Consider the following 17,357-nt stretch of genomic DNA (forward strand, 5'->3'; position numbering starts at 1 on the left):
TAAAAGACAGGAGACAACCATGACGATTTCACGTTCGCTGATGCGGCGCTGGGTGATGCCGGTGGCCGTGGTGCTGGGGCTGCCGGCCCTGCTGGGCGGCGCGGCCTCGGCGAGTGCGGAAACCTACCCCAGCCGGCGCATCGAACTGATCGTGCCGTGGCAGGCAGGCGGCGGGGCCGACGTGGTGGCGCGCGCGCTGTCCACCGCGGCCGCCAGACACCTGCCGCAACCGATCGTCGTGATCAACAAGCCGGGCGCCAGCGGCTCGGTAGGCCTGGGCGAAGTGGTCAACGCTAAGCCTGACGGCTACAAGCTGGTGCTGTCGTCCAGCGAGCTGACCTTCCTGAACTACCTCGGGCTGGCCAAGTTTACCTACCAGGACCTGATCCCCATTGCACGCCTGAACGCCGACCCGGCCGCCGTGGCGGTACGGGCCGATGCGCCGTGGACCACGATCGAGCAGTTTGTCGCCGATGCGCGCAAGCCGGACGCCAATATCCGCGTCGGCAACGCGGGGCAGGGCTCCGCGTGGCACATGGCGGCCGCCGCCCTAGCCGACAAGACCGGCGCGAAATTCAACCATATCCCTTATGCCGGTGGCGCTCCTGCCACGCTCGCGCTGCTGGGCGGGCATATCGATGCGGTTACGGTCAGCACGGCGGAGGTCTTCACGCATGTCGCGGCGGGCAAGCTCAAGGTGCTGGCGGTGATGGCCGACAAGCGGGTCAGCGGCTTCGACAACGTGCCAACGCTGAAGGAGCGCAAGATCGACCTGTCGATGGGGATCTGGCGCGGCATCTCGGCGCCCAAGGGCACGCCGCCCGAGGTGATCGCGGTACTGAAGACAGCGATCGCGAATTCCGTGCAGGAGCCGGTGATGCGCCAGACGCTGGAGAAGCTGCACTTCAGCACCGATACCTATGCCGACGACGTGACGCTGCAGGCCGCCATGGTGAAGGAGTCGGCGCAGTTCAAGCAGCTGGCCAGCCGCATCAGCGTCAAGGAGTAGGTCCATGCGCGATGACCCACCCGCCGAAAACGCGGCGTCCGTCGAGCCCTTTATCGATGCGCACCAGCATTTCTGGGACCTGGCGAACAACCCGTACCCGTGGCTGCAGGACGACACGGTGCCGCACTTCCGCTATGGCGATTACTCGGCGCTGCGCCGGAATTACCTTCCGGAGGACCTGGCACGCGACACGGAAGGCTGCGCGCCGGTGAAGACGGTGCATGTCGAAGCCGAATGGGCGCGCGCCAATCCGGTCGACGAGACCGCATGGCTGACGCAGCTCGCCACGCGGACGGGGCGGCCCACGGCGATCGTCGGTCATGCCCAGCTAGACCGCGGCGATGTCGAGCAAGTGCTGGCGGGCCATGCCGCCTACGCCATGATGCGCGGCATCCGCAACAAGCCGGTGACCGCCGCACGGCGCGAGGACGCACGGCGCGGCGTGCCGGGCTCGATGGACGACGAACGCTGGCGGCGCGGCTACGCCTTGCTGGCCCGCCATGGCATGTCCTTCGACCTGCAGGCGCCGTGGTGGAACCTGGACCAGGCGGCTGCACTGGCGCGGGATTTCCCGGGCACGCAGCTGATCCTGAACCATACCGGGCTGCCCGCCGACCGCAGCGAAGCCGGCCTGGCCGGCTGGCGCGCCGCGATGGCCGGGCTGGCCGCGCAACCCAATGTCGCCGTGAAGATATCGGGCCTGGGATTGCCCGGCAAGCCGTGGACGCAGGCCGACAACGTGCCCGTGATCCGCGACGCCATCGCCATCTTCGGCGCGGAGCGCTGCATGTTCGCCAGCAACTACCCGGTGGACAGCCTGGTGGCCGGCTACGACACCATCGTGGCGGGCTTCCGCGCCGCCATCGCCGTTTATCCGCCCGAACAGCAGCGCGCGCTGTGGCACGACAACGCCGCGCGCTTCTATCGCCTGTAGCAACGCATAGCCAACGATCCGCCACCCGCCCGGTTCGCGCCGGGGGCGGGAAGGGCGGCTTCGCCCCCAGACTTGAAAGGAACCCATGATGAAGAACGGATTGCAACCCGGCGCGGCCTGCGCGCGCACGCTGACGGTCGACCGCCAGCGCACCATCGATTTTCTCGGCGAAAGCCTGCGCATCTACGCCACGCCCGAGCTGGTACGCGATATCGAACAGACGTGCCTCGACTTCCTGCAAGGCTTTCTGGATGACGGCGAAAGCTCGGTGGGTGCGGAAGTTTCGGTGCAGCACACCGGGGCCACGCCGCTGGGCGGCGAGGTGCGGATCCATGCCGAGATCACGGCCATCGATGGACGCAGTGTCACGTTCAGCGTGACCGCCGATGATGCGGTGGAGCGGGTTTGCAGCGGCACGCATCGGCGCTTCGTGGTCGATGTCGAGCGCTTGCGCGCACGCGTGCAGAAGAAGACGGCATCGATGGCCGCCGCGGCCTGAAACCGCGCTACATGCCTGTCCGGTGCGGCAGGCACATGCCGCTTGCGGGACGCGCCCCCGCAAGCTGCGCTCAGACGGGGGCAGGCTGCTGCTGGTCCGCCGACACTTCCGCGCGGATCCAGTCAGTGAAGCAGCGGATGCGGCGATCCTCCAGCCGCTCCTTCGGGAACACCACGAAGTAAGAGAATTCGACCGGCAGCCGGATCGCTTCGAACAGGCGCACCAGCCGGCCTTCGGCCAGGTCCTGCTCGATCCAGTTCTTCTTGACCAGCGCCACGCCCAGGCCATTGAGGGCGGCGTTGATGACCAGGTGGCTCGGCCAGAACGACGGCCCGCGGCTGGCGTCGACATCGGTCACGCCGGCGTGCTCCAGCCACATCGCCCAGTCGGGGTTGCTCACGTCCGTATACGTGCTGTCGTCGTGCAGCAGCGTATGGTGCTTCAGGTCGGACGGTGTTTCGAGCGGCTGCGAGCCCTCCTGCAGCAGCGCCGGGCTGCACACGGGAATGACCTCGACCGCCATGCACAGCTCGCAGTGCAGGCCGGGGTAATCGCCGCGGCCATAGCGGATCGCCATGTCGAAATCGTCGCGCTCGAAGTCGATGCGATGGTTCGAAGTGGACACCTTCAGGTCGATATCCGGATGCGCCTTCATGAAGCGGTCCATGCGCGGGATCAGCCATTTGACCGCGAAGGTGGGCGGCATGTTGACCTTCAGCGCCGGGCGGTCCTTGCTGTGCAGGCGGTGCGTGGCATCGGCGAGCTGCTTGAAGGCCAGTTGCACGCTGGGCAGGTAGGCGTTGCCGGCCGGTGTCAGCACCAGGGCCTTGGCCTCGCGGATAAACAACTGCACGCCAAGGCTTTCTTCCAGTGCCTTGATCTGGTGGCTGACCGCCGACGGCGTGACGAACAGTTCCTCCGCGGCGCGCGTGAAGCTCAGATGCCGGGCAGCCACTTCGAACGCCCTGAGTGGGTTGAGCGGGGGAATCTGTCTCGACATAGCGGTGGTACGCAATCCTTTAGGCGCCTTGCCGGCGTGGCGTGCGGTGGCACCGGCAGGCGATGGACGATAGCATCCGTGCCAAGGTATGGGAATAGGGCATGTCCCCAAGTCGCGGGTCTGTCTCCTCGTCGTCATTGCGAGCGAACCAGCCCGCGCTCGCTGAGGGCGTCGAACACGTGATTGACCACCGCGTCGCAGCGTGTACCGGCAAAACTGAACGTGCTCCGCAGATAGGGCGTGACCTCCTTGGCCAAGGATTCGCGCAGCATCATGCGGGCCCGCAGGAAGCGCGTCTTGACCACGTCACCGCTAACGCCAAGGCAATAAGCCGTTTCCTCCACGCTCATGTCTTCGACGGCCCGCAGGATGAACACGCAGCGGTAGATCGGCGGCAACTTTTCGACCGCAAGCTGCAGCAGTTCTCGCACCTGACCGCGTTCGGCCATGGCTTCAGGGGATTCGTCGTCAGCGGCGCGGAAGGACATCATGTTCTCCTGTAAAGAGTCGCCAGGAAAATCTTCTTCTTCACCCCGGGCTCCCATCTGGACCAGCCGGCGCTTCTTTCGCTGCGCTGTCAGGGCGACATTGATGGCAATGCGCGCCAGCCAGGTGCTCAGCGCGGCCTCGCCCCGAAACGAATCCAGGCTGGTAAAGGCGCGCAGATAGGTTTCCTGCACGACATCCTGGGCTTCGGCATCATCCGCAACCACGCCACGGGCCGTGCGGAACAACAGACGGTTGTTACGCCGCATGATGACCTCGAAGGCGGACGCGGTGCCGGCGCGGGCGCTGGCAACCAGTTCGGCATCTGTGGTGGCATCGGCGCCAGACGGCATGGGGAGCCTGGGAGCCCGGTTCTTGTCCATAGGGGAGATCTCGCTCCTTTCCCGTTCCCGCTCATTAGACGGCACTGCTGCCAAAAAGGTGGCAGTCGGCCACGGCGAATACCCCGCTGCCATCGCTTGTCCGGTACCGAACCACGCGTCGGCAATCCCAGGCGAACTACACCCGGCCACAACCCTCGCCATGTGGCCCGAGCCTCGTGTCACCTTCCAGCGTCTGTCAGCGTCTAACGACATATGCAACGGGCAAGTTCGGACGACTGCCGTTGCGGGCATGCCGGTTGTTTTATTTCAGTTGCTGCATCTCATCCTGACAAGGACGTCGATCATGAAAAGGCAACCTTCCGCACTGACACCCGAAACCGAAGTGCAGCCGGTATCGCTGCGGCAGCCGGCGATGCAGCGGATGGCTCGACGGAGGCTGGCCAATGCACTCATCACGGCAGCCGCGGTGGGGGCCGCCGCGGCGTGCGGCGGCAGTTCTGGAGGGGGAGGGACCGATGCGGCCAGTACGGAAGCGGCGCAGAAGGCCCTGGTCGAGCAGGGCAAGCAGATATTTCGCTTCGACACCTTTGGCGACGAAGCGAAGTGGACCGATAACCTGAGGATGCACGAGGTCATCGCCAGCTCGGTGGATCCCTTGACCGCATTATCCGTCGGCCTCAAGGTGGACGCCGAGGCCTTGCCCGAGGCTGTCGTAAATGGCATCCGCAATGGCACGATCGACCTCAAGAGCCCGGCTACAACGGTGGCGCTGCTGAAACTGAACGCGGTCGTCGGCCTCCAGGGGACCGTCGAGACCGTCAATGGGGTCGACAAGCTGACCCGCGTCGGCACTACCTGCGCGCTCTGTCATTCGACCGTGGACAACTCGTTCGCGCCGGGCATCGGCAAGCGGCTGGACGGATGGCCCAACCGGGATCTCAATCCCGGCGCCATCATCGCGCTGTCACCGGCCATTGACGAGGCCATGAAGAAGGTCCTCAACGCCTGGGGTGCGGGCAAGTACGACCCCCGCCACAATATCGACGGCCTCAGCAAGCCGGTCGTGATACCGCCGGCCTTCGGGCTGGCCGGCATTCATCGCATCACCTTTACCGGCGATGGCGAAGACGTCATGTACTGGAACCGGTATGTCGCCGTGTCCCAGATGGGAGGCCTTGGCTCCGTATCCGAGCCGCGCCTGAATATCTCCATCACCAACGGCTCGGTGGACCTTGTCACCGGCAAGCTTGCGGCCCTGCAAGCGTATCAGCTATCCCTGGGCGCTCCGCCGCCGCCGGCGGGAAGCTTCGACCCCGCGGCGGCACTGCGCGGCAGGGCTCTCTTCGAAGGCGCGGGCCGATGCGCCACGTGCCATAGTGGCCCGGCATTTACCGATGCCAACTCGCTGCTTCACCCGCCCGGCGACTCGATGGCGGAACCGGAGAGCCCAAGCTACGCCTCGCGCTCCGCAACAAAGCAATACCGGACCACGCCGCTGAAGGGGGCATGGCAACACCCTCCCTATTTCCACGACGGCTCTGCGGCGACTTTGTCGGATGTCGTGACGACCTACAACACAAAACGTGGACTGGGGCTGAGCAGCCAGGATATTGCCGACCTGACGGAGTATCTGAAGTCGCTGTGACCCGCAGCCCTGGCGGAATGCGTTGCGCCGGGACTTCTATCAGGCTGACGATGCCTTTCTGGTAAGCGGCAAGCGAGGCGTTCCGGACGCGGCCGAGCGAGTCCACGCCTTGTGCGAGCACGGCGAGGCAATGGGTGCCCGGAAATAAGCGGCAGTCCCGCTAAGCGTCTTTCCACAGCAGCGGCCGCGGGGCGAAGCCGAGTTTCGCCTTTGCCGCGCAGTTCGAGGCGCCGGTCAGGCGGGTATGGTAGTAGACCGCTTCCTCCCCGGCAGCCTTCCGTGCGTCCTCCACGCTTATGCGGGCCGGCTCGGGGGCGTCGACCCAGCGAGCAAACGCCGGCATCCATTGGGCTACGGCAATCGGGTCGTCGTCGACCACGTTGTACACGCCCGGCTCGGCCGTCAGCGATGCGATGGTTGCCGCGACGGCATCATCGATATGGACGAACGACCAGACCGCATTACCGTCGCCGATGGTCGACATTTCTCGTTTCCGTGCCTGCTCCGCAATGGCACCGTCCGGCCGGTACCAGGTGCCGGGACCATAGAAGAAGCCATAGCGCAGGACCACGCCTTCCAGCGAGGCCGCGCCCATGACGGCGTTCTCGTACGCGGCCATCGTCCGCGCGCTGTCGCCGATCTCGCCGGGCGCGTCACAACGAAGCGCGGCCGCTTCGTCGGCGAGCTGTCCCGGCGGGGCGGCGAGGTAAAAGCCCCGCGACTGCGCGATATAGCGCTGCACGCCCAGCGCCTCGGCGGCGGCCAGCAGATTGCCGCCGCCCTCCCGGTGAAGGCGCGTATCGTCGGGCATTGATTTGATGATGTCGGCCGGATTGGCGGGAAGCCAGGTAAGCTGGTCGATCACGACATCGGGGGAGGCTTCCCGGATCGCGTCCCGGACCGCTTGCGAGTCAAAGGCATCGGCAAAGGAGACTCTGGCCCCGAGCTCGCGCAGCCTGTCGGCACCTTTGCTGGCGCGAGTCATCCCGGTAACGTCATGGCCCAGCGCGCGCAGTACGCGCACCAGCGGCAAGCCGATTGCGCCAGTGGCGCCGGCGACAAAGATCTTCATGGACTTTCTCCTTGAAACTGCACAGCCAGGCGGTGCAGCGATGAGTCAACGACGCAGCGAAGCCGGGGTGACGCTCCGCGCGGATTCCGTGCGGATATTGTGCTGGTCCACTGTGCGCCAGGAAAGCACCAAGAACCCAGAGAAACGCTGTACCAACTATCCCGATTGCGCACCTGCCGGTGCACTACGAGAACTTGCGGATCAGTTGCTGCAAGCGGTCGCAGGCAGCCGGAACCTGGTGTTCAATCGCCGTCGCGACACCAAGCAGCAGGCCGGACCGTTGCGTGGACGCAGAGCAGAACCAGGCCGATAACGGTGCGGGTGCCAGCCCGTAGGCATAGGCTTCCCGGGCGATCCTCTGGTCGTCGGCGCCGTCCGGCAGTCTCACCACTACGGCGAGGCCTGCCGCATAGGCTTGGAAGTCCCGGGCGTTGAGCGCAGCCAGCAGCGCATCGCTGCGGGCTGCGTAAATGCGCTTCATGCGGCGCAGGTGGCGCAGATAGTGTCCATCGCGCATAAACTCGGCGGTCGCCATTTGCACCGCCGGCCCTGGCGCGGAAGCGAGGCAGGCGACGACTTCTTCGAAGCGCGATACCAGGCCAGGCGGCACGACCACGAAGCCGAGCCGCAGCGTTGGGCTGAGCGTCTTGCTGAACGACCCGATATGGATGACCCGCCCGGCCCGATCCTGCGATGCCAGTGCGGGAGCCGCCCGGCGCCTGAGCTGGAGTTCGCCAAGGTAGTCGTCCTCGATGATCCATGCATCCGCGCGGCTGGCCCACTCGAGCAGTTGCACGCGGCGACCGAGTGACAGGGTCGGGCCCAGTGGCGCCTGCTGACCCGCAGTGACCAGCGCCACCGCGGCATCCGGTGCATGCGCCTCGCCGTAGCCGACGTCGATGCCGTCTTCATCGACCGGGATGGGAACGGTCGTGAGCCGGGACAGCGCCATGGCTCTGCGACTGGGAAGAAATCCCGGGTTCTCGACCCAGGCTTGCCGGCCCTCGGCCTGGATCACCCGCAGCGTGACACCGAGCGCGCCGGTAAAGCCCGCGGTGATGAAGACCTGCGAAGGCTGGCATTCAATTCCCCGGGACAATGCCAGGTGCGCCGCGATCTCTCTGCGGAGTTCATGCTCGCCGCGCGGATCCGGGTAGGTCGCCGGTGCCTCCACCTCGTCACGTGCCGCCCGCGATCGCAGCCGTGCGAACAAGGGGGCAGGGAAGCAGTCCGATGCCGGCACGCCCATCTGGAACACGGCGGGACCCGGCAGGAAATGCTGGTACAGCTCCGAGCGCAGATCGGTCTCGACCGAACGCGCCTGTTCCGCGCGGGGCCGTGCCGCAGCGGCATGGTCGGAAACCCGGGTGCCGCCGGCCCGCGATGAGACCACCAGTTGCGCATCGGACAGCCGCTCGTAGGCGGTCCTGACAGTGCCTCGCGCCACGCCAAGCTGAGCAGCGAGGTCGATCCACGACGGCAACCTGGCACCTGGAACCAGTACGCCACTCTCGATCGCACCGGTGATACCGAGCCGTATCTGTTCCGCCAGTGAGGTTCTGGACGCACGGTCCAGCTTCAGGTCGAGGATGCTGGTCATTACCTCTGGTGCATTCAAAAATCGCGTTTTTGGTTCTTTTTTGTGAACCAGGTGAGGTGCATGATTCTAGCCTCCAAGGAGCCAAACATGAAACTGCAACGCATTCTTCTATCCCTGCTGGCGGCAACAGGCATCGCCTTTAGCGGTGTCGCAGCGGCGCACGGCGCCGGCGACACGGTGAAGCCCAATTTCTCGAAGGAGATTCCCAATATCCCGGGCAAGTCGCTCATCGCCGTCGAGGTGTTCTATCCGCCCGGTGGTGCATCGCTGCCGCATACCCATGCCAAGTCGTCGTTCATCTATGCCTACGTCGTTTCGGGCAGCATCGCCAGCAAGGTGAACGATGAGCCGGAACGTGTCTACAAGGCCGGGGAGAGTTTCTTCGAGAATCCGGGCTCCCGCCATCCGGTGAGCCGCAATGCGAGCAAGACCCGACCGGCCAAGCTGCTGGCCGTGTTCGTGGTCGATACGGCCGACCAGGAACTGACCATCAACGACAACTAGGAGCGTGAAATGAGACTGGACTACACCAAGGTATCGGCGGGCGGCGTCAAGGCATTTGGCGGCGTATACGGCTATGTCATGCAATCAGGACTGGAAGACGTGCTGGTTGAACTGGTCTATCTGCGCGTAAGCCAGATCAATGGCTGCGCGTATTGCCTCGACATGCATACCCGCGACCTGATCAAGAAGGGCGTCACGCCAGCAAAGCTCGCGCTGGTGCAGGCCTGGCAGGAAGCGGGGCCGTTGTTCAGCGAGCGCGAGCAGGCGGCGCTGGCGTGGACGGAATCCGTCACGCGCGTCGCCGACACCCATGTGCCCGACGAAGAGTTTCGATGGGCCGCGGCGGTGTTCAGCGAAAAGGAACTCGCCGACCTCACCATGGCCATCGGGCTGATGAATGCCTATAATCGGCTCGCCATCAGCTTCCGCCGTGCCCCCGAGTCCGCCCTCGCTGCCGCAGCCTGAAGCGGCTGGGTCTCGAACACCGGGCGGATCTCGATGCCATCGCGGGAGCCACCAACGTGCAATCGACATCCCCAGATCACGTGCCGGGCCATGACGCGCACGAGCGCGCGGGGCAGGCGTCGGGCGACGCCGCCCGGCGCCTGTCCTGGGACGACCTGCGCATCATCAAGACCCTCAGCGAAAGCGGCAGTCGTGCGATCGCCGCCAGCAAGCTGGGCATCAACGTCTCCACGGTGTCGCGCCGGGTGGCGCAGGCCGAAGCGGCGCTGGGCGTCACGCTGTTCGACCGGCGGCGTGCCGGCTACCGGCTCACGGCCGAAGGATTGGAGTTGCGGGCCCTGTGCGAGCGCGTCGAGCTCGACGTCGTCAGCGTCGCCAGGCGTGTCTCGCGCGGCCTGCACGGACCGCTGGGGACATTGCGGATCACGACCAGCGACTCCCTGTTGCTGTACTTCCTCACCCCCATCATCGCGGACTTCAAGGCGCGCAATGCCGCGGTGGCGGTCGAGGTGCTGGTCGGCAACGGCGCCCTGAACCTTGCCCGCGACGAATCCGATATTGCATTCAGGGCGACCCGACGCCCGTCGGAAAGCCTGGTCGGGCGCAAGCTCGCGACCATCGCGTGGGCGCCTTACGGCTGTGCGACGCAGTTCGGCCGCAAGGTGCCCGCGGCCGATGGCCTCTACGATCGCGCGTGGGTGTCCTATGCAGGCCAATTGTCCGGTCTCGAGGCATCTCAGTACGTCGAGCGCCGGGTCGCCTCCGGCAGTATTTCATACCGTTCCGACTCGGTCGCAGCGGTCAGCGCGGCCATCGCAGCCGGGCTCGGCCTGGGCTTTCTGCCGTGCATGCTGGGAGACATCATGCCCGGGCTGGTGCGCGTCGGTCCCGTCGTGCCCGAATTGCGGGATGAACTCTGGCTGCTCACCCATCCGGATATCCGAAGGTCCCGGCGCGTTCAGGCATTCATGAGCTTCTGCGCAGCCGCTGTCGCCGAACGCAAGGCATTGATCGAAGGCCGGGAGCCTGTCGGCGGCGCGTAGACCGAGGCCCGGCCGCCGCGGTCAGGCTGCCGCCGCCGGCCTCAGCACCGCCTTGCAGGCGATCTCGATCAATTGCGGTGCCATGGCCAGCCTGGAAACGCCGATCAGATTGCTTGCGCATTGCGGCCGTTCGGTACCGTAGGCCTCCTTGCGCACCGTGCCGGCGGCAGCGAATGCCGCATCCACGTCCAGCACATACAGGGTTTCCTCCACCACGTTGTCGAGTGTGGCGCCGAAGCGCGCAAGAATGGTCGACAGGTTTTCGTAGGTGACCCGCATCTGGGCTTCCATCATGGAAAAATCGCGCGGCCGGCCGCTTGCATCGAGGGACGCCGGTGCCACCAGGTTGCCGCTGCTGTCGTGGCTGAGCTGGCCGGAAACATAGATATCGTTGCCGACCTGCACCGCCTGCGCATAGCCGTATGCCTCTTCCCACGGGACACCCCAGTAGGTCGCCTTCTTTTCAATGGAACGTGCATTGCCAACCATGATCTGCTCCTTGGGCGAAGGACCGTCATGGAGAGACGATCCAGCACCCAGACTAGCATTGCGGGGCAATCCGATGCGGGGCATTTGTGCATTTTCAACGCGCAAAAATGCCATCGGATTTGCTGCGCCGGATATCCGGCTGTCGAAGGAGAGTGATCCAGATATGGGATGAGGTGTCTGATTTTTGTGGTCTACCGCCCGTATGCGGAACGGTCTAACGTTCACACCACGCGTCAGGCGCTATTCCATCCATCCTTCTGGAGCAATCAATGACCACCATCTGGGATCCGGTCCGCGTCGGGCGCATGACCCTGAAGCACCGACTGGCGATGTCTCCGCTTACGCGCAGTCGCGCGCTAGCCGATGGCACGCCGGGACCGCTGGCTGCCGAATACTATGCGCAACGGGCCTCGCTTGGACTGCTGATTACCGAAGGCACGCAGCCATCGGAGGACGGGCAAGGGTTTCCGAATTCCCCTGGCATCCATACCGAGGCGCATGTCGCCGGCTGGCGCAAGGTGGCCGATGCCGTGCACGCAAAAGGCGGTCACCTGTTCATCCAGCTTATGCATGCGGGCCGCATGTCGCACCCGGCCAATACACCGCACGGCCGGCGGGCCGTTGCGCCATCGGCAATCGCGCCGAACGTCGAGCTCTACACCCCCTCGGGCATGCTGCCGGTTCCGGTGCCGCGTGCCTTGACGCAAGTGGAGCTGCTGGCCACCGTTTCGGACTTTCGACGTGCTGCCGCCATGGCGGTGGAAGCGGGGGCCGACGGCGTGGAAATCCACGGTGCCAATGGCTACCTGATCCAGCAATTCCTCGCTCCCAACGCCAACACGCGCATGGACAGCTATGGCGGTTCGATCCCGAATCGGATCCGGTTCGCGATGGAAGTCGCGGCCGCGGTATCGGCCGAGATCGGTGCCGATCGCACCGCCATCCGCCTGTCGCCCGGCTCGCGCCTGGGCGGCATCGACGAGGGCGAGGAATACGGCGACGTGTATCGCCATCTGGTTGGCGAACTGGCGAAGCTCGACCTTGCCTACCTGCATCTCGCGCACGGCGGCGACGAGTCATTGCTGAAGGACATTCGCGCCATCTGGCGCGGAATACTGCTTGTCAATCGAATCAACCGGCCGATCGATGCCGTCGGAAGGGATATTGAAGCGGGACTGGCGGATATGGCCCCGATTGGCCGATGGGCGCTCGCCAATCCTGACGCCGTGGACCGGCTTCGCGCCGGCGAACCGATGAATAAGGCCGACCAGGAGACGTTCTACGGCGGTGGGGCCGAGGGTTACACCGACTATGCCAGGCTACCCACGTCGAACCTTGCGGCCAGGGTCGCCTGATCGCGGGCGATTCGGTTGCCGAGAGGGCGGAGAGCCGTCCGTTCCGGATACGGGCGCAAGAATGGTGCTCCCTATGGAGCGTTGAGCCATCCTGCGGGATGGCTCTTTTTTTTCTTCGCCAATCCGCGTGGCCACGTGACACGGCGGGTTCGATCCGTCGCCGCGACGGATTGACGGAATCATTCCGCCGCAAACAGCTTGCGTTCAGGAAACGCGTTGCTCAGATAGTCGACGAAGGCGTTGACTTTTGAACTCGAGAGCCGTCGGGATGAATGCAATACCCACAACTCAATGGGGCGGTCCGGGACAGGACCCCATATGTTCAATGCGGCCTTGTCTACGCACGGCAAGCTGAGCAACGAGCGCGGCAGCAGGCCAACACCGGCACCAGCCAGCACCGCATCGCGAACCGGAATAAGCGACGACATGCGCAGGCGTTCCCGCGGGTTCAGCGTGATCTGGCGGCCTTCATGCGTGAAGATCCAATGCCCGCTGTCGAAGCCACTGGCGAGCACCACCGCCGGCACGTCGAAGACATCGCCGTCCTGACCCTCCGGAACGGGCATGGAGGCGGGCGCGACCACCAGCATCTCGTCACGCGCAAAGCAGCGCCCCACCAGCATTTCGTTGGGCCGGGGATTCACCCGAATGGCGGCGTCGTAGTTCTCCTCGACCAACTCGACATTGCGGTCCTCGGCGTTGATCTCCAGCACCACATCGGGGTAGGCCCTGACGAAGCCAGCAGCAAGCTTGCCGATCAGGGTATGGGAAAACAGCACTGGCGCGCTGATGCGCAGGCGTCCTCTGGGTGTCGACAAGCCGGTTGCGGCAAGGTCCCCGGCTTCCAGGATCTCCGCCACGAGCGGATGCGTGCGTTCGTATAGCGCGCGGCCTGCCTCGGTGAGTCTGAGCGATCGGGTGCCGCGCTCGAACAGCCGTACACCGAGGCTATCCTCCAGATCCATCACGCGCCGGGACAGCGTCGCCTTGGGGCGGCCGCTGTACCGGCTGGCCTTGCCGAAGCCTCCTTGCGTAGCAACGAGATTGAAGTCAGCCAGGGCGGCCAGATCCACGGTAGTTCCAATGTTGGGCTTGTTGCCAAAATCTTACCTTCCTTGTCCTGCAAATGAAAACGTTGTGCGGGTGCTTCAATGTCGGTGGGATCCGGACGGCGATGCCTGCGACGATCCCGAGGCCTTCACGTCAGGCACCGTGACGGCGACCACCTCGGTGGCGAGGATCTTGTGGCCGGGATCGGCCAGCTCCAGGCGCAGCCTGTGCGGCCCCGGCGTGAGCCCGACCACGATGATCGGATCCTCGCTCGTATGGGCCCAGGTGCCAGGAGTATCGTCGACCGTCACGTGCAAGTGCCCGATGCGAGGCGAGATCCCGGCGGCGGCATTGCCGAATACCGGCATGACGCGGAAATTCTCGGTGCGAAACTGGACGATGACGACGCCGCGCGCGAGCGGCTCAGGCAGAGCCGCGTAGGGGACCAGCTTTGGTGCGGGCTCGCTGTCGAGGGGAAGGATGGCAGGCGGGCGGATGGCGTCTTGTGCGGGTTGCGCCGAGACGCTCGCACAGAACGCGGCTGCAATGCCGGCGGCGGAAAGGGACTTGAGGACAGGGTGCATGGCGTTTTCCTTTTGTGCAGGGTTGCCTCTACACGCACATCCGGGTCGGATGCGACGTGCGATTTCAGGATAGGCCTTGCATCTGAGCACGCCGCCGCGGCGGGCTGTCGGGCGTTTTGTATGACAACGTAGCGGCGCAACCTCCAGATACGAACTAATACATTAAGTGCCACCGTTCGCTACAGCAGGGATACATCCGCATCGTTCAATGCTGGCTATGCAAACGTATATCCGCCGCGGCGGTCGGGTTGGCTGCAAACGACCAGGCAGGAGGGACATGACATGACCAGGACATCCACAGTTCGCAGTGCACTAAGACTTACGGCCGCCGGCGCTGTAGCGTTGGCCGCCACGCTGCTCATTGGCGGCGCCCGCGCAGCGGCGCCGCAACCGCCCGTGCCGGAAATCGGCTTCATCCAGGTCAGCCCCGATATCAAGTTGAGGCGCCTGATCGTACGCAATGCCGGGGGCAAGGGCTCGGTGCTGTTCCTGCATGGATTCCCCGAGACGCTGTACGCGTGGAAGGACATTGCCGTGCAACTTGGCCACGACTACGAGGCCCACGCGTTCGACTGGCCGGGCTATGGCGACTCCTCCCGTCCCGCGGCCGACAGGTTTGCCTACGCACCCAGGGACTATGCAAAGGTGCTCAAGGACTACATCGCCACGGCAGGCATCGACAAGAAGAACCTGGTGATCTACGCGACCGACATTGGCGCCTTGCCGGCCCTGCTGGCGGCCCTCGACGACCCGGCCATCGCCAGGCGCATCGTTGTCGGTGACTTTGCGCCATTCAACCGCCCGCAGTTCATGCAGGAGCGCCTGCAAGGGCTCAAGGAGCCCGGCTCCGCCGCCGCGATTCATGCCGCGTTCAACCGCACACGCGACGAAATCCTGCAGAACGCATTTACCCGCGGACTTCCCGAGTCCTCTCACTTTGCGTTGACACCGGAATTCAGGGCCGACATCGCCCGCGGATGGCAAAACGGGGCGCTGACGTCTGCCGATGCGTTCTATCACTACTACTCTCATTTCACGCGTGACCAGGACTATTTCGAGGCGAACCTGGGCAAGCTGAGGACGCCTGTCAGCGTGATCTGGGGCGAGCAGGATATCTATATCCGCAAGGAGATGGGCGAGGAACTGGCGGGTCGTGTCGGCCTGGAGCTGAAGGTCTTGCCTGGCCTTGGCCATTATCCCCATCTTCAGGACAAGGCAGCGACGGTTTCAGAAGTACAAGCCGCGTTCGACGCGCGCTAGACCATGCGATTTCGCAAATATCTTAATCCGAACAGGAGGACCATCCAAAATGAATCTCGCCAAGTTTGCAAGCGCCGCCATGACCGTCGCCTGCCTTGCCGCAACGTTCCACAACGCCCACGCACAAGCACCGGGGATCCACCGGGCCGACCTGGTCAGCCATGAACTCAGCGTCGCGGGCAAGGAAGGCATTCAGGTGCGCGTGGACTTTGAACCGGGCGCGTTCGCGCCCAGGCACGCGCACCCGGGTGAAGAGATCGCCCATGTGTTGCAGGGCAGCCTTGAGTACCAGCTTGGCGATCAGCGGCCGGTGACGCTGAAGGCAGGGGAATCGCTGTTCATCCCGGCAGGCACGCCGCATTCGGCACGGAATGTTGGCAGCGGCCTGGCATCGGAACTGGCAACCTATATCGTCACGAAGGGTTCGCCGCTGGTTGTGCCCGTGAAATAGAGGTTCCCGGCCGCTGACCGGGAGGGGGAAGACTTATGATTCCCCCCATATTGGAGTCTACCTGGCGGCGCTGTGCAGCACGGCATTGCGCCGCGCATAGGCGAAGTAGATCACCAGCCCCAGCGCCAGCCACACCAGGAAGGCGGCCCAGGTCAGCGCCTGCAGGTGGGCCATCAGAAACAGGCAGAAGCCGATCGACAGCAGCGGCACCACTGGCACGCCCGGGCAGCGGAACGCGCGCGGCAGTTCGGGCCGGGTCTTGCGCAGCACCAGCACCGCCACCGAGATCAGCGTGAAGGCGGCCAGCGTGCCGATATTGATCAGCTCGGCCAGCACGTTCAGCGGCACGAAGGCGGCAATCGCGGCAAACACCACGCCGACGGTCCAGGTGGCGAAATACGGCGTGGCATGCACCGGATGCACCGATGACAGCCGCTCGGGCAGCAGCCCGTCGCGCGACATGGCGAAGATCACGCGGGTCTGGCCGTAGGTCATCACCAGGATCACCGTGGTCATGCCCAGGATCGCGCCCAGGTCGACGAAGCCCGCCACCCAGTTCTGCCCGGCAAATTGCAGCGCCAGCGAGACCGGATGGTCCACGCCCGCAAACTTCGCGAACGGCACGATGCCGGTCATGATCGCCGCCACCACCACGTACAGCACGGTGCAGACCGCCAGCGAGCCGATAATGCCGATCGGCAGGTCGCGGCGCGGGTTGCGCACTTCTTCCGCGGCCGAGGTCACGGCATCGAAGCCGATAAAGGCGAAGAACACCAGCGCCGCCGCATTGAAGATGCCGGTGAATCCGAATGGCGCGAACGGCTGCCAGTTGGCCGGCTGCACGTGCCATACGCCCACCGCGATAAACAGCAGCACCACGCCGATCTTCACCGCCACCATCAGGTTGTTGACGCGCGCGGACTCGCGCACGCCGTACGACACCACCCAGGTGATGGCCAGCATGATCAGGCATGCCGGCAGGTTCAGCACGGTCTGCACGCCCGGCACCGACCCTGGTGCCGCGCTCAGCGCCGCCGGCAGCTTCATGCCGAAGCCCGCCATCAGCGACTGGAAATAGCCCGACCAGCCCACCGACACGGCCGACGTCGCCAGTCCGTATTCCAGCAGCAGGTCCCAGCCGATCATCCACGCGACGATCTCACCCAGCGTGGCGTAGCTGTAGGTATAGATCGAGCCCGACACCGGGATCGCCGAGGCGAACTCGGCGTAGCACAGCGCGGCAAAGCCGCACGCCAGCGCGGCGATCACGAACGACACCGTCAGCGCCGGCCCGGCGGTCAGCGCGCCGGTGCCGGTCAGCACGAAGATGCCGGTGCCGATGATGGCGCCGATGCCCATCAGCACCAGGTCGACCGGACCCAGCACCTTCCTGAGGGCGGCGACGTGCCTCTCCGCCAGCATCGCATCGATGTCCTTGGTTCGGAACAAGCTCATATAGGGATCTCCTAGATGGGTCTTGCCGCGCGCTCGCACGACTGCGCGCCGGAGATGGCGACGCGGCACGCGGTGCGCCGGCATCCGGGCAGCGTGCCGACGGGTAGACGAC

At 65.0% G+C, this 17,357-nt stretch carries 18 protein-coding genes; 10 read left to right on the forward strand and 8 right to left on the reverse strand.

The features are described from left to right. Positions 1 to 19: 19 nt before the first annotated feature. The 3 genes from ACEI37_RS18145 (at position 20) to ACEI37_RS18155 (ending at position 2,442) form a co-directional block, all read left to right on the forward strand. On the forward strand, positions 20 to 1,009 hold the full coding sequence (locus tag ACEI37_RS18145) for a Bug family tripartite tricarboxylate transporter substrate binding protein (protein ID WP_373380049.1): 990 nt from the start codon (positions 20 to 22) through the stop codon (positions 1,007 to 1,009). A gap of 4 nt (positions 1,010 to 1,013) precedes the next feature. After that, positions 1,014 to 1,943, forward strand: coding sequence for an amidohydrolase (locus tag ACEI37_RS18150; protein ID WP_373380050.1), 930 nt, complete (start codon positions 1,014 to 1,016; stop codon positions 1,941 to 1,943). Positions 1,944 to 2,031: 88 nt separating this feature from the next. Continuing rightward, positions 2,032 to 2,442 carry a thioesterase family protein gene (locus ACEI37_RS18155; protein WP_373380051.1) on the forward strand — a complete coding sequence of 137 codons (411 nt, stop codon included), beginning with the start codon at positions 2,032 to 2,034 and terminating at the stop codon, positions 2,440 to 2,442. A gap of 70 nt (positions 2,443 to 2,512) precedes the next feature. Here the strand turns inward: ACEI37_RS18155 and ACEI37_RS18160 are convergent, their stop codons facing one another. Both ACEI37_RS18160 and ACEI37_RS18165 read right to left on the reverse strand, forming a co-directional pair. Beyond that, complete coding sequence (locus ACEI37_RS18160; protein ID WP_373380052.1) at positions 2,513 to 3,442, reverse strand: transcriptional regulator GcvA; 930 nt, start codon at positions 3,440 to 3,442, stop codon at positions 2,513 to 2,515. A gap of 134 nt (positions 3,443 to 3,576) precedes the next feature. Next, entirely contained in the window at positions 3,577 to 4,311 is a 735-nt protein-coding gene (locus tag ACEI37_RS18165; protein ID WP_373380053.1) for an RNA polymerase sigma factor, read from the reverse strand. A 250-nt stretch (positions 4,312 to 4,561) separates the two neighbouring features. Here ACEI37_RS18165 and ACEI37_RS18170 point away from each other — a divergent pair, with 250 nt between their 5' ends. Then, positions 4,562 to 5,917, forward strand: a complete 1,356-nt coding sequence (locus tag ACEI37_RS18170) for a hypothetical protein (RefSeq protein WP_373380054.1) — start codon at positions 4,562 to 4,564, stop codon at positions 5,915 to 5,917. A 160-nt stretch (positions 5,918 to 6,077) separates the two neighbouring features. Here ACEI37_RS18170 and ACEI37_RS18175 read toward each other — a convergent pair whose 3' ends face one another. Together ACEI37_RS18175 and ACEI37_RS18180 are read right to left on the reverse strand one after the other, a co-directional pair. Next, complete coding sequence (locus ACEI37_RS18175; protein WP_373380055.1) at positions 6,078 to 6,989, reverse strand: NAD-dependent epimerase/dehydratase family protein; 912 nt, start codon at positions 6,987 to 6,989, stop codon at positions 6,078 to 6,080. Between the two features lie 184 nt (positions 6,990 to 7,173). Next, positions 7,174 to 8,589, reverse strand: coding sequence for a PLP-dependent aminotransferase family protein (locus ACEI37_RS18180; protein ID WP_373380056.1), 1,416 nt, complete (start codon positions 8,587 to 8,589; stop codon positions 7,174 to 7,176). Between the two features lie 87 nt (positions 8,590 to 8,676). Here ACEI37_RS18180 and ACEI37_RS18185 point away from each other — a divergent pair, with 87 nt between their 5' ends. Genes ACEI37_RS18185 through ACEI37_RS18195 form a run of 3 tightly spaced genes read left to right on the forward strand, consistent with a single transcriptional unit; the run spans position 8,677 to position 10,601 of the window. Then, a complete protein-coding gene (locus ACEI37_RS18185) occupies positions 8,677 to 9,093 on the forward strand; it encodes a cupin domain-containing protein (protein ID WP_265918796.1) in 417 nt (138 codons plus the stop codon). Positions 9,094 to 9,102: 9 nt separating this feature from the next. Next, positions 9,103 to 9,558, forward strand: coding sequence for a carboxymuconolactone decarboxylase family protein (locus ACEI37_RS18190; RefSeq protein WP_373380057.1), 456 nt, complete (start codon positions 9,103 to 9,105; stop codon positions 9,556 to 9,558). 56 nt (positions 9,559 to 9,614) lie between these two features. After that, complete coding sequence (locus ACEI37_RS18195) at positions 9,615 to 10,601, forward strand: LysR family transcriptional regulator (protein ID WP_373380058.1); 987 nt, start codon at positions 9,615 to 9,617, stop codon at positions 10,599 to 10,601. A 21-nt stretch (positions 10,602 to 10,622) separates the two neighbouring features. On the opposite strand, the gene ACEI37_RS18200 is transcribed toward ACEI37_RS18195, so the two are convergent. Continuing rightward, complete coding sequence (locus ACEI37_RS18200; RefSeq protein WP_373380059.1) at positions 10,623 to 11,204, reverse strand: Rid family hydrolase; 582 nt, start codon at positions 11,202 to 11,204, stop codon at positions 10,623 to 10,625. A gap of 155 nt (positions 11,205 to 11,359) precedes the next feature. Between ACEI37_RS18200 and ACEI37_RS18205 the strand changes: the two genes are divergently transcribed. Continuing rightward, on the forward strand, positions 11,360 to 12,445 hold the full coding sequence (locus tag ACEI37_RS18205) for an alkene reductase (protein WP_373380060.1): 1,086 nt from the start codon (positions 11,360 to 11,362) through the stop codon (positions 12,443 to 12,445). 179 nt (positions 12,446 to 12,624) lie between these two features. Here ACEI37_RS18205 and ACEI37_RS18210 read toward each other — a convergent pair whose 3' ends face one another. Together ACEI37_RS18210 and ACEI37_RS18215 are read right to left on the reverse strand one after the other, a co-directional pair. Then, entirely contained in the window at positions 12,625 to 13,518 is an 894-nt protein-coding gene (locus tag ACEI37_RS18210) for a LysR family transcriptional regulator (protein WP_373380061.1), read from the reverse strand. A 75-nt stretch (positions 13,519 to 13,593) separates the two neighbouring features. Next, on the reverse strand, positions 13,594 to 14,079 hold the full coding sequence (locus tag ACEI37_RS18215; RefSeq protein WP_373380062.1) for a DUF6130 family protein: 486 nt from the start codon (positions 14,077 to 14,079) through the stop codon (positions 13,594 to 13,596). A gap of 282 nt (positions 14,080 to 14,361) precedes the next feature. Between ACEI37_RS18215 and ACEI37_RS18220 the strand changes: the two genes are divergently transcribed. Together ACEI37_RS18220 and ACEI37_RS18225 are read left to right on the forward strand one after the other, a co-directional pair. Continuing rightward, the gene (locus ACEI37_RS18220; RefSeq protein WP_373380063.1) at positions 14,362 to 15,339 is read left to right on the forward strand and encodes an alpha/beta fold hydrolase; all 978 of its coding nucleotides are present in this window, start codon (positions 14,362 to 14,364) and stop codon (positions 15,337 to 15,339) included. 49 nt (positions 15,340 to 15,388) lie between these two features. Beyond that, positions 15,389 to 15,790, forward strand: coding sequence for a cupin domain-containing protein (locus tag ACEI37_RS18225; protein WP_373380064.1), 402 nt, complete (start codon positions 15,389 to 15,391; stop codon positions 15,788 to 15,790). Positions 15,791 to 15,847: 57 nt separating this feature from the next. Here the strand turns inward: ACEI37_RS18225 and ACEI37_RS18230 are convergent, their stop codons facing one another. Beyond that, positions 15,848 to 17,245 (reverse strand): amino acid permease, encoded by a 1,398-nt coding sequence (locus ACEI37_RS18230; RefSeq protein ID WP_373380065.1) that lies wholly within the window; start codon positions 17,243 to 17,245, stop codon positions 15,848 to 15,850. Positions 17,246 to 17,357 lie beyond the last annotated feature (112 nt).

The organism is Cupriavidus nantongensis (genome assembly GCF_041726985.1).
Taxonomy (GTDB): domain Bacteria; phylum Pseudomonadota; class Gammaproteobacteria; order Burkholderiales; family Burkholderiaceae; genus Cupriavidus; species Cupriavidus nantongensis_A.

Bases quoted from the DNA above. Each gene is read 5' to 3' on its own strand.
- ACEI37_RS18145 (WP_373380049.1), top strand. From the start codon at position 20: ATGACGATTTCACGTTCGCTGATGCGGCGCTGGGTGATGCCGGTGGCC.
- ACEI37_RS18150 (WP_373380050.1), top strand. From the start codon at position 1,014: ATGCGCGATGACCCACCCGCCGAAAACGCGGCGTCCGTCGAGCCCTTT.
- ACEI37_RS18155 (WP_373380051.1), top strand. From the start codon at position 2,032: ATGAAGAACGGATTGCAACCCGGCGCGGCCTGCGCGCGCACGCTGACG.
- ACEI37_RS18160 (WP_373380052.1), bottom strand. From the start codon at position 3,442: ATGTCGAGACAGATTCCCCCGCTCAACCCACTCAGGGCGTTCGAAGTG.
- ACEI37_RS18165 (WP_373380053.1), bottom strand. From the start codon at position 4,311: ATGGACAAGAACCGGGCTCCCAGGCTCCCCATGCCGTCTGGCGCCGAT.
- ACEI37_RS18170 (WP_373380054.1), top strand. From the start codon at position 4,562: ATGCCGGTTGTTTTATTTCAGTTGCTGCATCTCATCCTGACAAGGACG.
- ACEI37_RS18175 (WP_373380055.1), bottom strand. From the start codon at position 6,989: ATGAAGATCTTTGTCGCCGGCGCCACTGGCGCAATCGGCTTGCCGCTG.
- ACEI37_RS18180 (WP_373380056.1), bottom strand. From the start codon at position 8,589: ATGACCAGCATCCTCGACCTGAAGCTGGACCGTGCGTCCAGAACCTCA.
- ACEI37_RS18185 (WP_265918796.1), top strand. From the start codon at position 8,677: ATGAAACTGCAACGCATTCTTCTATCCCTGCTGGCGGCAACAGGCATC.
- ACEI37_RS18190 (WP_373380057.1), top strand. From the start codon at position 9,103: ATGAGACTGGACTACACCAAGGTATCGGCGGGCGGCGTCAAGGCATTT.
- ACEI37_RS18200 (WP_373380059.1), bottom strand. From the start codon at position 11,204: ATGGCATTTTTGCGCGTTGAAAATGCACAAATGCCCCGCATCGGATTG.
- ACEI37_RS18205 (WP_373380060.1), top strand. From the start codon at position 11,360: ATGACCACCATCTGGGATCCGGTCCGCGTCGGGCGCATGACCCTGAAG.
- ACEI37_RS18215 (WP_373380062.1), bottom strand. From the start codon at position 14,079: ATGCACCCTGTCCTCAAGTCCCTTTCCGCCGCCGGCATTGCAGCCGCG.
- ACEI37_RS18220 (WP_373380063.1), top strand. From the start codon at position 14,362: ATGACCAGGACATCCACAGTTCGCAGTGCACTAAGACTTACGGCCGCC.
- ACEI37_RS18225 (WP_373380064.1), top strand. From the start codon at position 15,389: ATGAATCTCGCCAAGTTTGCAAGCGCCGCCATGACCGTCGCCTGCCTT.
- ACEI37_RS18230 (WP_373380065.1), bottom strand. From the start codon at position 17,245: ATGAGCTTGTTCCGAACCAAGGACATCGATGCGATGCTGGCGGAGAGG.